Genomic DNA, 13,381 nt, shown 5'->3' with positions numbered 1-13,381 from the left:
GTTGGTTTCAGGCCGCAGCATCGGCCTGTCTTTGTTCTTTGGCGACAGACGCAATCAAGTGCCGGGAGCAGCTCAGCATCTCCTGGATTTCGCTGTAGCTGTGGCCACTCTTGAGAAGGCTGGCGATGTGTTGCCTGCGCTTCAGGTCTGGCTGCCGCCCCTGGTACTTACCCTCCGTTTTTGCTTTATGGATGCCCTGGAACTGCCGGCGCCGACGGTCTTCGTAATCTTTGCGGGCCACGGCAGCCAGCATGTCGAGCATCATGGCGTTGACCGCTCGTAGAATGGAGTCGGTGAAGCCGGTGTCGTCTTTCTTTTCTAGGGCGAGCCAACTGGTCGGTAATTCCGGGGAGACAATTGCCAATCGTTTGGCGGCCAGCTTTTGCTTGAGGGAGTCCCAATCACTCTGTTTGAGACGGGCTAGCCGGTCGATCTGTTCGACCAGAACAATGTCGCCCTCACCAGAATCCGCGATCAGCTTCATCAGCTCGGGGCGGTGCAGGGTAGCGCCGGATACGTTCTCCACGTAGAAAGCCGCAATTCTCTGACTGTGGTTGGCTGCGAATTGCACCAGTGACTCCCGGGCTCGCTCCGCATTCTGCTCCTGAGTGGATGCCCGCAGGTAGGCTCGAATAAACATCGTCGGCTCCTCAGTCTGTTATAAGTGGTTCTCATTGGCCGGTCTGGTTTAGGTGGTTCTGGTGGCCGTTATCGGGTTCGAACCTATGGTTCTCCTGATCTGTACCCATAAGGAACCACCTCAAGAGTCGAGAAACTCCCCGAACGGATCGTCCGCTCGATAAATCTGGTTGATTCTGTCGTCATCGAAGAAACCCTCTGTACCGCCATTGCTCCCATTGCCGGAAGTTGCCTTGTTGCCCGCGCCGGTTGCCTCCTCATCACTGCCTCGACTGAACGACGCCATCTTTTGTTCGAATTCAGGAAACGTCATTTCCCCATCGGGTCCCTTGGCGAAAACCGTCTTGTAGGCATCGACTACGGCCAGTGCGAAGCGAATGAACAGTGCGACCACCCAGAGCACGAACAATAAATACCATGCGTAAAGCGCTGCATCGGTACCCCTAAAGGCGAGCTCCACAACGCCGATCCCGGCGAGCCCCACTGTTACGATTTTTGCCACTCTTACCATGGCCTCAGTCCCCGATAGTTCTTTACTTCGAAGCTACCAGAACCTGAGAAAATGCAAGTTTTTCCCGGCGTCAGGCCGCTGCGGCTTGCCCGGCCAGCCACGGCGGTTTCACCTTGCTGTAGGCATCGTTCGTCATCGCCCTCAAGTCCTGCTCGAGCTCGACCCAGCAATGGGGAGCGGTGGTCATTCGGCTCAGTCGGTCCTCCGCGTATCCGATCCGGCATTGATGGAAAATGCCTCGCTCGCTCAGGGCATTGCTGATCACAAAAGTCATGTAGACGCTATCGACTCTCAGGTCCTCCAGCGGCAGCAGTGCCAACTCAAGTTCATCGTGCCAGTCACTCATGGTCGGGCTCCCTGAACATCAGCTGTTGGCCCTGTTCATACAGCACCGGATAGGGGAGCGGCTCGCCGTCCTGGATCACGGTGTTCGGTGGAAAGTACATCACTATCCAGGGAGGCATGCCGGCGCTGACAGCGCCATAGAATTCATCTACAGGAAAGGTACGTTCATGGCCGGACTGCCGAAATACCAGTCGGGAATATTTCTCGGGATGGTTGGCAGCGATGTTGTAACTGGCTGCTTCACGGCCGATGACATAGCTTGGTGTCTTCCAGTGATTCGGTTGTTGGATGTTATAGGCGATGATGCAGTTGCTATCGGCACAGCCATATCGCTCGACTGTTACCGACCACAGCATGAGCGGGTTCCCATCAATCTCCGGCGTCTTCACGTCTGTGAGCTTCGTTACATTTATCGCCATCGACTCGGCGGCCTGGGTGATGGCCTCATCTACAACGGCAACATAGTGGTCATAGGCGTCATCCTCGTTCGCCGCCAGTGATTCCGGCATCCAGCCCATCAGGCTGGGTCGCGCCGAAGGGTTGTCCGGCGTCATCATGATGTCAGTGGCGTTGAAGAACAGCGTCTGGGTGCCGGTAAGATGACGAAGCGGCGCATCTAATGAGGTGGCCAATCTGGCCAGGTCGAGGGCGCTTACCAGCAAACCCTTTCGATGCGAGCGCGTCCCGTCTGGTGAATCCCGCAGGTCCTGATCGTAGACGCCGCCGGCACGGGCCAGATTCAGTGCGCGGGATGATTCGTCGTCATAGTGTCGAGGCATGACAGCGCAACCCGCGAGCGCGGCTGTAGTTACAGCAAAACAAATGGTCTTCAACTTGGTCATTTTGAACTCCTGCGTTTTCTAAAATATTCGCACGAAGTTTCAAATATGCAAGAGGAAAATCAAAATAATATTTAATAAAATCAATGTGTTGCGCTGTCAGTACAAACTTCGGTGTATCCGCAGTGGTGCATCGGGAGTGCCGCTCTTGCTAGACTTGCCAGTAGGTTTTTTTCGGTTGAGGCGAGGTGTTGGTAAATCGGAAAAGGATCAGAAATTCCCAGTTTCCCACTTATCCCAGTTTATAAGCATGGGTAGTAACCGACCGGGCCAATAGAGAAAAAGTTTCTATTCATGCAAGAAACAGCGGGATGACGACTGCCTGAACGATACTGGTCTGCGCTTTAGTGCCGATGTGCCGGTGGAAGTCATTGAACACATGCCATCGGAGCAGATCGGGCCGGACGCCGACCAGTACGACATCCTCGGCACCAAAACCTCCTACCGGCTGGCCCAGCGGGCCTCCAGTTACGTGGTGCTGAAGGTGGAACGCCCGGTGTTCCGGCGCAAAGGGCACCGAGAAGCCTGCGACAACACCGGCTCTATTTAACGTGCTGCACAACAGCCTGGCCGATGTCAGCCTGCTGGTGGACAAGTTTCAGTCCCCCTGCCGTTGTATCGTCAGCACCAGCGCATCCAGCAATCCGGCATCACCATCAGCCGCAGTACCCTGACCAAGCTGGTCAAGCGAGCCATCGACCTGCTGCGCCCCATTGTGGATGCGCAGACCGACAACGTGCCGCGCAGCCGGTACTGGCCATCGACGAAACGCTCATCAAGGCCGGCCACCAGGGCCGGTCAGGCCCCCAAAAAGGCAAGATGAGATCCGGCTGGTTCTGGCGGCTGTCTGGCGATGCTGGCGAAGTGGTGTCATCCTGACCGACAGAACAAACAGCCCGAGGCCCCGTCGCTTGCGGTGGCCAGGATCCACCTTGCCGGCAGACTCGGCTTTGCAGTTGATGAGTCTGGCATAGGAAGCGAACTTCTGAACTGACTCAAAGCGCTGGATATCACCGATTTCGTAGAGAATGGTCAGCGCTAGGATGCGCCCTACACCGGGAATGGTCCTCAGCACACTCAGAGAAGTGGGATTATGTTGTTTGGCTTGCCGCTCCAGGTGTTCTTCAAGCTTGCTCAGCTCACGGTGATAGCACTCGATGATGGCCAGGTCGAGATTGATGTTGTGCTGGACATTCTGTCCGGCAAAGGCCGCCTGAACCTGTTCCCGGACTCCCACATTCTTAAGGTTTACCTTATTGGGTGGCGGATTGTATTGGCTGGTGGTGTTCACCACGTGGGTTTTGAGCATGGCCCCGTGCTGGACGATGCGGAAGCGTCGTCGCAGTAGGTCGCGGGTGGCCCGCATCTCGTTGGGATAGGTGTAGGCCAGCGGGAAGTTGCCGTCCTTTGATTTCCTTGTGTAGCAACACCTCCCCCTGCTGGTTGATGATACAGACGTACAGGCATGCAGCAGATTGATTCCACAATAATGATGGTAGGTGCTACGATAAAGTTTATTGAGTCTTCTCCCTTGTGGTGTTTGGTCGCCTTCCAGCTTAGCGGTCAACCGCTAGACTGGGGAGAGGGCTTAATAAGTATCAGGACAGTGACATGGACCCGCAAATCCCTCGGGATCAGTTTCCTTTCACCAGTGTCCGGTTAGCAAGGCGCTGGCGCAAGTTGCTGGATGAGCGCCTGAAAGACCTGGGGGCTACCCAGGCTCGCTGGTTCACCATGGTCTGCCTGCAGCGTGATGGTGGAGGGCTGACATAGCGGGAGATAGCCCACCTGATGGTCATCGAGAATCCGACATTGGTCCGCCTGCGTGTTTTTGAGTAGGTTATGGAAAGCGCGTGACCAGGAGGTGAAGCATGCTACCTAAGGATATCGTTGTCTTTCTTGAAGAGGCTCGGCCCTATGACCGGCGACTGGCGATCGCCGCTGACATCGCTGCGTGCTGGGATGCCTGCCTGATAGCGGTGTTTGTGGCAACGCCACTGAGAGCGATGCCTCATGCGTACGCTGTGGCCGGCCCCGCCATGCGCGCCTTGCTCGAACAGCATCGCGTGCGTGTTCGGGACGCAGAGACTCAGGTCAGGGAGCGGTTTGAGGCAATGGCTCGCGCAAGAGGTATTAGCGCAGAGTGGCGCTTGTCCGAGAGCGAGGTGGCGGAGGAATTAATGCTACACGCGCGCTATGCAGGGCTGGCGTTGGTCCCTCCCTTCGAAAGCTCCCCTGAACCTTCCATGACGGTCAGGATGGCCGAGCATGTTATCTTCGGGTCTGGACGCCCGACTATACTCATTCCTGACGAGTGGCCGGCCGGACGGATTGGACGACGTATCGTTGTTGGCTGGAACGCTAGCAGGGAGGCAACACGAGCTGTCGGCGATGCGTTACCCTTCCTGGCCCAGGCAGAAGCAGTGAAGGTGGTTTGTGTCTGCGATGAACCGGATGGCGAGCTGGAGTGTAGAGAAGATTTCGGCGCGGACCTGTGTCGCCACCTCGCGCGTTATGGCGTACAGGTAACACTGGAACAAGTCGACGGTGGTAAGGTCGGCCCGGTGCTACTCGAGCAGGCGCGGGCGTTCCATGCCGACATGCTGGTGATGGGCGCCTATGGCCATACGCGGCTCACCCGACTGGTGCTGGGTAGCGCTACTCGAACTGTACTCTGTCAAGCGTCAATCCCTGTGCTGGTGTCTCGTTGACTATAAACGAACGCGCTGGCGGGCTATTGACGGAGCCCTTCGGAGAAGTTCCTTAGTAGCTGGCCTGAGAACCTGCTTGAATTGCAGGTCGAATTGGCGCAAACCTGGTTAGTGCGTAACGCAGACTTGCCTCAATGATTAGCTTACGATTTACTGTTACTGAGTCAGCAATATCAGGACAGTGATATGGACCCGCAAATCCCTCGAGATCAGTTTCCCTTCGCCAATGCCCGAGTGGCAAGGCGCTGGCGCAAGTTACTGGATGAGCGCCTGAAAGACCTGGGGGTTACCCAAGCTCGTTGGTTCACCATGGTCTGCCTGCAGCGTGGTGGTGAAGGATTGACCCAGCGGGAGTTAGCCCATTTGATGACGATCGAGAATCCGACATTGGTCCGTCTGCTTGACAGCCTTGAAGAGCAGGGGCTGATTGAACGACGGCCCTGTAAGCATGATCGGCGCGTCAGGTTGCTGTACCTTACCAATACCGGTGAGCGCTTTTCGAGCGAACTGAATGAGCGGGCGAATCTCTTGCGAGAGGAGATGCTGAAAGGCATTGAAGACCAGGATCTGGAAGTCGCTCTGCGTGTGTTTGAACGGGTTATGGAAAATTCCGCCAACCCCAAATATTACTGAACCCGAGACATTTTTCAGACGCGAGCGACAAGATTAGGATTGGAGCGTTCCGCAAATTTCGCCGGCACAGGACGGTTCCATCACGGCTGGCGGTCCGTCGTTATGTGTGTTACGTTCAGTCCATGCTGAACGAAATGAACAAGTTTTGCAGCAGCCTTCCTATCATTGTTGGCGGAACACCGAATCAACTGGCACGGGAAAGTGGGGCAGCATCCGGGAGTATGGTCTTTTGCAACCGGTTCAACCCGCCTTGACAGAGGGCGCTTTATTGAAATCTCGACGTGGCAAAAAGTGTTATTGGAGTTGGTGCTCAGGTTTGTTGCTGGGCTTCCTTGTGACGTCAGCTTCCGCCGACGGCCTGCTGTCCCTGAAAGTGGAAAACGATGCCTTTTCCGCCGGTGGCGATGGTCAATACACCAACGGCGTAGAGGTGATCTGGGCCTTTGAGCCCCCGGATCGACATTGGACCCGCCGTCTTGCGGACGTCATTCCGGGCTGGTCTGGCAGTACTCTTGCGGGCGTAACGTACCGGCTCGGGCAACAGATCTATACGCCCGAAGATATAGAGGTCGAAACGCTTATTAAAGATGACCGCCCCTATGCCGGCCTTTTGTTTGGTGGAATTTCGCTACTGAGCGAAAGGGAGCACGGTGGCTTGCGTTTGGCAGACAGCCTGCATATCGACGTGGGCATCGTAGGACCGGCTTCCGGTGCTGAGGTAGTCCAACGAAATTTCCACGATCTTATTGCGGCAGACAAGCCGAGGGGTTGGGACAACCAGCTTGAGAACGAGCCAGTGATTAATTTTGGTTATGAACGGGCCTGGCTTAAACAACAGGATGTCGCTGAGCTAAGCCTGGAATATGGACCGTCTGCCGGGTTTGCGCTCGGCAACCTGTATACCTACGCTTCCAGCGGCCTTGGGTTTCGTTTGGGAGAGGGGCTTGATCGTAGTTTCGGCATTCCGTCAGTCGCCCCCTCGCAAGGCGGGCAATCCTCTTTTCGGCGGGATCGGGGCTTTAGCTGGTACGTCTTCGCTGCCGCTGAAGGGCGCTATGTGGCACACAACCTGCTGCTCGACGGCAACAGTTTCGAGGACAGCCACTCCGTTGATAGTCGCGAGTGGGTTGGCGATGCCCAGGTGGGTGCGGCATTGACCTGGGATCGCTGGCAGATCGCTTACACCTACCTGTGGCGCAGCGAAGAATTCGAGGAAAAGGACGGCGTCGATCAGTTTGGATCGATCGTTCTGTCTACCTGGTTATAAACGAAGGCATGGATCGAACGGTTTTTGAGTCTTTGGCCCATTCAGAGGTTAGTTTTATGCAGACAGAGAAGAGTTTGATGGCGCGTCTATTTGGGGTCCGCATGTTGCCAATGTGGGTGGCGGCTTTGTTGCTGGCCGGTTGCGACAATTCCTCCGGTCAGGCAAAGGCTGAGCGGTCTGCACCGCCGCCTCCGGAAGTCGGGGTTGTTGAAATGCAGCCTCAGCGTGTGAACCTTTCAATGGAACTGCCGGGCAGAACCGCCGCTTACCGTATCTCGGAAGTGAGGCCGCAAGTTACGGGCATTTTGCAGGAGCGCTTGTTTGAACAAGGCGCCCAGGTCAAAGCAGGTGAGGTCCTCTACCAGATCGACCCCAACCGATACCGTGCTGCCCATCAGCGGGCCCAGGCAGAACTGGAGCGCGCACAGGCCGAATTGCGACAGGCGCAGCGGGAGTGGGCACGTACGTCAGACTTGTTTGAGAAGAACGCGGTCAGCAAGCGTCAACGTGATGAAGCGCTATCGGCCTTGGAGGCAGCCCGGGCGGATGTCTCCCGATCCCAGGCGATGGTCGAAACGGCGGGTATCGAGCTGGCGTATACCGAGGTCAAGGCTCCCATCGCCGGGCGCATTGGCCCGACACTGTACACGGAGGGTGCACTGGTAACCGCCAATCAGCCCCAGGTCCTGGCGCGCGTGGTTCAGCTTGATCCCATGTATGTCGATATTCAGCTACCGGTCGAAAAACTGGCTCGAATTCGGTCGTCTCTGAAGGAGGGCGCGGCTTCTGAGGCCGGCTCAAATGAAGCCGAGACTGTTTTATTGCGCGAAGACGGTACTCCCTATCCGCATAAGGGACGCGTTGACGTTGCGGATGTTACCGTCAACCAAAGCACCAGTTCGGTCACTGTGCGGGCCGTTTTCCCCAATCCTGACGAAGACCTTCTGCCTGGAATGTACGTGCGCGTTCGCCTGAGCGAGGGGGTGCGGGAGAACGCCCTTCTGGCGCCGCAGCAGGGCGTGAGCCGTAATCCGCAAGGCGAGGCCACGGCGTTGCTGGTCAACCCGCAGGGAGAAGTTGTTGCCCGCCAGTTAGAGGCAGAGCGGGCCATTGGCGCTTTCTGGCTGGTGGAGAACGGGTTAGAGCCGGGGGATCGCCTTATCGTCTCCGGTCTGCAAAAGGTTCGGCCAGGGGCCAAGGTGAAGCCGGTTGAGGCAGATGTTCCATTACATCCCACCCAAAACCAGCAAGCCAGTGGCAAGGATAGTTCACAGAAAAGCGCCTCCGACGACGAGGGCCCCGCACAATGATTAATTTCTTCATTTCCAGGCCCGTTTTTTCCTGGGTTCTGGCCATTGTCGCCATGTTGGCGGGCATCATGGCGATCTTCGTTTTGCCGGTCCAGCGATACCCGTCGGTGGCGCCGCCGGCGGTGGAGATTCAGGCCGATTATCCTGGCGCCTCGGCGGACACCGTGTCCAATACGGTGGTTCAGGTCATTGAACAAGAGATGACCGGCCTCGACAATTTGCTCTATATGGGGTCAACAGCGGATTCCTCAGGCCACGCTACGGTTACTCTCACCTTTGCGGCGGGCACCGATCCGGACATTGCCCAGGTCCAGGTGCAGAACAAGCTCAAACTGGCGGAACCGCGGCTCCCGGAGGTAGTGCGTCAGCAGGGGATCAGCGTCGAGAAATCCAGTACCAGCTTTCTGATGGTAATGGCATTCGTCTCTACCGACGGTCGCCTCAGCAAACTGGATCTCGCTGACTTCATCAGCTCCGAGTTAGCGGAACCTGTCGGGCGGGTGACCGGCGTCGGCAGCGTTCAGGTTTTCGGCTCTGAATATGCGATGCGGATTTGGCTGGACCCCTCGGCGTTGACCAATTACGGCCTGACTGTTGCCGACGTAAGCGCCGCCATCGAGGCGCAAAACGCCCAGGTCACCGCCGGCCAGCTCGGCGGGCTGCCCGCAGTTGAGGGCCAGCAGCTCAATGCTACGGTTACCGCCCAGACCTTGCTCACCTCAACCGATGAGTTCCGCAACATCCTGCTCAAGAGTATGCCTGACGGGTCCCGCGTGCGCCTGGGTGACGTTGCCCGCGTTGAGCTGGGCGGCGGTGCAGTCCAGATTGACACTTTCTACGATGGCGAGCCGGCAGCCGGCCTTGGCATCAATCTGGCGCCGGGTGCCAACTCTCTGGCGGTCACAGAGGCTGTTAAAGCGCGGGTTCAGGAGCTCGAGCCATATTTTCCCGAAGGGGTGGAGATTCGGTATCCCTACCAGACGGCGCCCTTCGTAGAGGCCTCCATTGACGCAGTGGTGCAGACCATCATCGAAGCGATCGCACTGGTGGTGCTGGTGATGCTGCTGTTTCTGCAGAGCTGGCGAGCCACCCTGGTGCCGGCGATCGCGATTCCGGTCGTGCTCCTAGGCACCTTTGCGATCATGGCGGCTTTCGGTTTTTCCATCAACATGCTGACCCTGTTTGGTCTGGTGTTGGCGATAGGCCTGCTGGTCGATGACGCCATCGTGGTGGTGGAGAACGTCGAGCGTGTGATGCATGAGGACGGCCTGAGCCCGATGGAGGCGACGCGCAAGTCCATGGGGCAGATAGCCAGCGCGCTGATTGGCATCGGCGTGGTGTTGTCTGCGGTGTTTATCCCGATGGCCTTCTTTCCGGGCTCCACCGGGGCAATCTATCGGCAGTTTTCCCTGAGTATTGCTGGTGCCATGGTGCTTTCGGTGCTGGTGGCTCTGATTCTGAGCCCCATGCTGTGTGGTCGGATCCTCAAGCCCACGCATGAAAGAACCTTGCTGCAAAAACTGTTCGGCTGGTTTGAGGCAGGCCTGGGGCGACTGACCCGGGGCTATGTCCGCCTGGTTGGCCATACGGCGCGCCACGCCTGGCTCTACACACTGGCGTTCCTGGGCATCGTCGGCCTGGTGGCCGTTCTCTTTGTGCGGTTGCCCGGCGGGTTCCTGCCCGCGGAAGACCAGGGGTTCGCCGTGGTGCAGTATCAGTTGCCCGCCGGTGCGACCCAGCAGCGCACAATCGATACGATTCAGGTTATCGAAGATTACTTCATGGACCAGGATGAGGTGCAGGGCCTCTTCACAATCGCTGGTTTCAGCTTCGCTGGCCGGGCGCAGAACGCGGGACTGGCGTTCGTCAATCTCAAGCCATGGAGTGAGCGCGATCCCGAGACGCAAAGCGCCGACGCGATCATTCAGCGGGCGAACCGGGCGCTTGCCGGGCTGGTGCGTGATGGGCGGGCTTTTGCTTTCAATTTGCCACCGATACCGGAATTGGGGCAGGCCCTGGGCTTTGAATTGCGTTTACAGGATCGGGGTGCCATCGGGCATGAAGCGCTCATGGCAGCGCAAGGTCAATTGCTGCAGTTGGCGGCCGAAAGCCCCGTGCTGACGAGTGTGCGCCCCAACGGTTTGGCGGACAATCCCCGCTACAAAGTGGACATTGATTACGAAAAGGCGCAGGCCCTTGGCATAGAGCCGTCCGAGATCAGTCGACTTCTGTCGGTGACCTGGGGCTCGCAATACGTTAACGATTTTCTCCATGAGGGGCGGGTCAAGCGAGTCTATGTTCAGGGTGATGCCCCTTTCCGGATGCTGCCTGAGGATTTTGAGGCGTGGTATCTGCGAGCCGCTAACGGAGAGATGACCCCGTTGAGCGAAGTGACGAACGGACGCTGGGAGTATGGCTCACCGCGCCTTGAGCGTTTCAACGGTGTTCCGTCCCGTCAGATTCAGGGTGAGCCGGCACCGGGCTACAGTACCGGTGAGGCCATGGCGGAGGTCGAACGTTTGATCGCTCAACTCCCGGACGGTGTGGCCGGCGCCTGGAGCGGCCTGTCCTATCAGGAGCGCCAGGCCGGTGCCCAGGCATCCCTGCTTTACGCGCTGTCGGCACTGGTGGTGTTTCTGGCGCTCGCCGCGCTCTACGAAAGTTGGACCATACCCATTTCCGTGATGCTGGCGGTGCCCTTGGGCGTACTCGGGGCGGTACTTGCAGCGATGGTTCGCGGGCTTCCTAACGACGTCTTCTTCCAGGTTGGCATTCTGACCACCGTTGGTGTGACTGCGCGCAACGCTATACTTCTGGTGGAGTTCGCCCGCTCGTTAGAGGATCAGGGAATGAAATTGATCGAGGCAACCAAGGAAGCGGCGCGAGTGCGCTTGAGGCCGATTCTGATGACATCGGTTGCTTTCGGCATGGGTGTGTTGCCGCTTGCTTTCGCCAGTGGTGCCGGTGCAACCACCCGTATTGCGATAGGAACGGCGGTTCTTGGCGGCATGATTTCGGCAACGATACTGGCGACGTTCTTTATTCCACTGTTCTATGTGGTCGTCCGCCGTATCACGGATTTTCTGAGTGGCTCCAGAGACCAGGATGACTCGGCTGCGGCCGCTCCCGGACGGGCAAATGGAGGTGTGGCTGATGACCGTTAAGGTATTGCTGACCACTTTGATGGTGTTGTCACTTGGTGGCTGCTCACTCGCGCCGACTGTTAAGAAGCCCGAGCCGTCGATGCCGGAAAACTGGACGTCCGCACGACTTTCGGCGGACGAGAAACTCCCTCTGGACTGGTGGCGTGGCTATGGCGATCCGGCACTTGTCACGCTTGTTGAGGAGGCACTTGATGCCAACAACGATCTGCAGCTCGCCGCTGCCCGGGTTGCCGAAGCAAGGGCGCTCCTTACCGGACAGCAGGCAGAACGATACCCACTTCTGGAGGTGGAGGGCTCCGCGGTGCGCCAGGGCCCGAGTGAGGAGTCCGTCAACAGTACTGGTGGTCAACCCTTCAATGATATCCAGGTTGGCGGTGTTCTATCGTACGAGCTGGATCTCTGGGGGCGGCTTGCCAATGCCAGCGAAGCAGCCCGGGCACGGCTTCTGGCCAGTGCAGCGAATCGCGAGGCCGTGCGACTGGCCGTGATTGGTGAGGTGGCCAATGGTTACTTCAATTTGCGTGCGCTTGATCGTCAGATCGACATCGCGGAACGCACCGTGTCGTCCCGCCGCGAATCGGTCGCCCTGCAACGGGCCCGGTTTGAAGGAGGCGAGATTAATGAATTGGCCCTGCGGCAGGCAGAATCCGAGCTTGCGGCCGCTGAATCCGAACTTCCGAGGCTTCGCCAACAGCGCTCCCTTCAGCGAAACGCCTTGGCAGTGCTTCTGGGGCGAGATCCACAACGGATTGTACGTAGTGATATTTCCGTAGCGAATACCATTGGTGAGATGGATGTTCCGGCCAGTATCCCTGCAGGCCGACCAGCAGATCTGATGGTTCGGCGACCCGACATTGCCGCAGCCGAACAGGAATTGATCGCGGCCAACGCCGAAATCGGTGTTGCCCGGGCGGCGTTTCTGCCCAGGATTTCATTCGAGGGGCTGCTGGGCCTGCGAAGTGCGTCCGGTGGCGACTTGTTCCAGGGTTCGGCATCCACGTGGCAGTTGGGCGGCTCGTTAGTCGGCCCGTTGCTGGACTTCGGGCGTTCCGAGGCACTAGTCAATCAGGCGGAGGCGCGTCAACGCCAGGCCCTGATTGCGTATCGTCAGGCCATTCAGGTGGCGTTTCGGGAGGTGCTCGACGCGATGGCCGGGGTGCGTGGTACCGAAGATCGCCTGGAAGCGCAGGCCCGGCAGGTAGCAGCACTGCGAAGCACGGCTAAACTTGCGCGATTGCGCTTTGAGGGTGGCGCGTCCAGTTACCTGGAGGTGCTGGACGCTGAACGAAGCCTGTTTACAACCGAACTTGATCTCGTGGAAACGCGGCGCGATCACTTGCAGTCGACGGTTAATTTGTATCGCGCGCTGGGCGGGGGTTGGCAGAATTCATTGCAATCTTCTGATTATGAAAACACTGACTGAATCAGACAGGCGTTTTATTGAGCGCCTCGGTCTTCAGGCTCAATCTGAAGGCTTTTCCCGCATCGCTGGGCAACTTTGGGCGACACTGATCGTGTCGGATGGTCCCGTCAGCTCATCGCAGCTTGTGGATACGTTGCGTGTCAGTAAGGCGAGCGTCAGTACGAATACGTGCTTTCTTGAAAGACTCGGCATTGTTGAGCGTCGAACAATGCCGGGTGAGCGCCAGGACTTCTTCGCGATTCGTCCCCATCCCTACGCTGCCTTGGTGGAAGGGCAGATAAAACGGCTCGAGGCCAGAAAGGAGGTGATCGCCGAAGCCAAGGCAACCATTACCAATGAACAAACGCTTGCCAAGCTGGCTGATCTGGATCAGTTCTACACCCTGTATTATGAGAGCTCCAAAGACCTTCTAAAGCAGCTGAAATCTCAAATCCATGGACATAAAAAATAATAACATCAAAGGTTTAACCTTGGATTTAATCCGGGCCTGAAGGAAACGCGGGCTATGTCAGAGCAACCCTGGCTGGTGTTACTGCGAG

General features: G+C 57.7%; 13 protein-coding genes and 2 pseudogenes. 10 read left to right on the top strand and 5 right to left on the bottom strand.

Annotation, left to right across the window (positions count from 1 at the left end):
* Positions 1-7: 7 nt before the first annotated feature.
* From Q668_RS06740 to Q668_RS06725, 4 genes are all read right to left on the bottom strand, one after another.
* Positions 8-640, bottom strand: a complete 633-nt coding sequence (locus tag Q668_RS06740; RefSeq protein WP_022988837.1) for a recombinase family protein — start codon at positions 638-640, stop codon at positions 8-10.
* Between the two features lie 120 nt (positions 641-760).
* A complete protein-coding gene (locus Q668_RS06735; RefSeq protein WP_011784116.1) occupies positions 761-1,150 on the bottom strand; it encodes a hypothetical protein in 390 nt (129 codons plus the stop codon).
* 70 nt (positions 1,151-1,220) lie between these two features.
* A complete protein-coding gene (locus Q668_RS06730) occupies positions 1,221-1,496 on the bottom strand; it encodes a hypothetical protein (RefSeq protein WP_011784117.1) in 276 nt (91 codons plus the stop codon).
* Positions 1,489-2,337 (bottom strand): hypothetical protein, encoded by an 849-nt coding sequence (locus Q668_RS06725; RefSeq protein WP_011784118.1) that lies wholly within the window; start codon positions 2,335-2,337, stop codon positions 1,489-1,491. The genes Q668_RS06730 and Q668_RS06725 overlap by 8 nt, the downstream gene beginning before the upstream one ends.
* 358 nt (positions 2,338-2,695) lie before the next feature.
* Between Q668_RS06725 and Q668_RS17455 the strand changes: the two genes are divergently transcribed.
* Both Q668_RS17455 and Q668_RS17450 read left to right on the top strand, forming a co-directional pair.
* Positions 2,696-2,884: a hypothetical protein gene (locus tag Q668_RS17455; protein ID WP_227498308.1), complete on the top strand. Its 189-nt coding sequence runs from the start codon at positions 2,696-2,698 to the stop codon at positions 2,882-2,884.
* Positions 2,885-2,947: 63 nt separating this feature from the next.
* Positions 2,948-3,157: an IS66 family transposase gene (locus tag Q668_RS17450; RefSeq protein WP_022988836.1), complete on the top strand. Its 210-nt coding sequence runs from the start codon at positions 2,948-2,950 to the stop codon at positions 3,155-3,157.
* Here Q668_RS17450 and Q668_RS17445 read toward each other — a convergent pair.
* A pseudogene (locus tag Q668_RS17445) lies at positions 3,110-3,742 on the bottom strand (transposase); the annotation flags it as partial. The gene Q668_RS17450 and the pseudogene Q668_RS17445 sit on opposite strands and share 48 nt — an antisense overlap.
* A 203-nt stretch (positions 3,743-3,945) precedes the next feature.
* On the opposite strand from Q668_RS17445, the pseudogene Q668_RS06710 reads away from it, so the two are divergent.
* The 8 genes and pseudogenes from Q668_RS06710 to Q668_RS06675 form a co-directional block, all read left to right on the top strand.
* A pseudogene (locus Q668_RS06710) lies at positions 3,946-4,104 on the top strand (MarR family transcriptional regulator); the annotation flags it as partial.
* A gap of 101 nt (positions 4,105-4,205) precedes the next feature.
* Entirely contained in the window at positions 4,206-5,045 is an 840-nt protein-coding gene (locus tag Q668_RS06705; protein ID WP_011784122.1) for a universal stress protein, read from the top strand.
* 186 nt (positions 5,046-5,231) lie between these two features.
* Positions 5,232-5,678: a MarR family transcriptional regulator gene (locus tag Q668_RS06700; RefSeq protein ID WP_011784123.1), complete on the top strand. Its 447-nt coding sequence runs from the start codon at positions 5,232-5,234 to the stop codon at positions 5,676-5,678.
* A gap of 316 nt (positions 5,679-5,994) precedes the next feature.
* Positions 5,995-6,945 (top strand): lipid A deacylase LpxR family protein, encoded by a 951-nt coding sequence (locus tag Q668_RS06695; protein WP_227498307.1) that lies wholly within the window; start codon positions 5,995-5,997, stop codon positions 6,943-6,945.
* Positions 6,946-7,001: 56 nt separating this feature from the next.
* Complete coding sequence (locus tag Q668_RS06690) at positions 7,002-8,255, top strand: efflux RND transporter periplasmic adaptor subunit (RefSeq protein ID WP_022988833.1); 1,254 nt, start codon at positions 7,002-7,004, stop codon at positions 8,253-8,255.
* Positions 8,252-11,419, top strand: coding sequence for an efflux RND transporter permease subunit (locus Q668_RS06685; protein WP_022988832.1), 3,168 nt, complete (start codon positions 8,252-8,254; stop codon positions 11,417-11,419). Before Q668_RS06690 ends, Q668_RS06685 begins: the two co-directional genes overlap by 4 nt.
* Positions 11,409-12,842: an efflux transporter outer membrane subunit gene (locus Q668_RS06680; protein WP_011784127.1), complete on the top strand. Its 1,434-nt coding sequence runs from the start codon at positions 11,409-11,411 to the stop codon at positions 12,840-12,842. Before Q668_RS06685 ends, Q668_RS06680 begins: the two co-directional genes overlap by 11 nt.
* Complete coding sequence (locus Q668_RS06675; protein WP_011784128.1) at positions 12,826-13,293, top strand: GbsR/MarR family transcriptional regulator; 468 nt, start codon at positions 12,826-12,828, stop codon at positions 13,291-13,293. The genes Q668_RS06680 and Q668_RS06675 overlap by 17 nt, the downstream gene beginning before the upstream one ends.
* Positions 13,294-13,381 lie beyond the last annotated feature (88 nt).

It is taken from the genome of Marinobacter sp. ES-1, assembly GCF_000475255.1.
Classification (GTDB): domain Bacteria; phylum Pseudomonadota; class Gammaproteobacteria; order Pseudomonadales; family Oleiphilaceae; genus Marinobacter; species Marinobacter vinifirmus.
This window is presented reverse-complemented; position numbering and strand designations above follow the sequence as displayed.

Coding starts and splice junctions, on each gene's coding strand:
- Q668_RS06740 (WP_022988837.1), bottom strand. CDS start 640: ATGTTTATTCGAGCCTACCTGCGGGCATCCACTCAGGAGCAGAATGCG.
- Q668_RS06735 (WP_011784116.1), bottom strand. CDS start 1,150: ATGGTAAGAGTGGCAAAAATCGTAACAGTGGGGCTCGCCGGGATCGGC.
- Q668_RS06730 (WP_011784117.1), bottom strand. CDS start 1,496: ATGAGTGACTGGCACGATGAACTTGAGTTGGCACTGCTGCCGCTGGAG.
- Q668_RS06725 (WP_011784118.1), bottom strand. CDS start 2,337: ATGACCAAGTTGAAGACCATTTGTTTTGCTGTAACTACAGCCGCGCTC.
- Q668_RS06705 (WP_011784122.1), top strand. CDS start 4,206: ATGCTACCTAAGGATATCGTTGTCTTTCTTGAAGAGGCTCGGCCCTAT.
- Q668_RS06700 (WP_011784123.1), top strand. CDS start 5,232: ATGGACCCGCAAATCCCTCGAGATCAGTTTCCCTTCGCCAATGCCCGA.
- Q668_RS06690 (WP_022988833.1), top strand. CDS start 7,002: ATGCAGACAGAGAAGAGTTTGATGGCGCGTCTATTTGGGGTCCGCATG.
- Q668_RS06685 (WP_022988832.1), top strand. CDS start 8,252: ATGATTAATTTCTTCATTTCCAGGCCCGTTTTTTCCTGGGTTCTGGCC.
- Q668_RS06680 (WP_011784127.1), top strand. CDS start 11,409: ATGACCGTTAAGGTATTGCTGACCACTTTGATGGTGTTGTCACTTGGT.
- Q668_RS06675 (WP_011784128.1), top strand. CDS start 12,826: ATGAAAACACTGACTGAATCAGACAGGCGTTTTATTGAGCGCCTCGGT.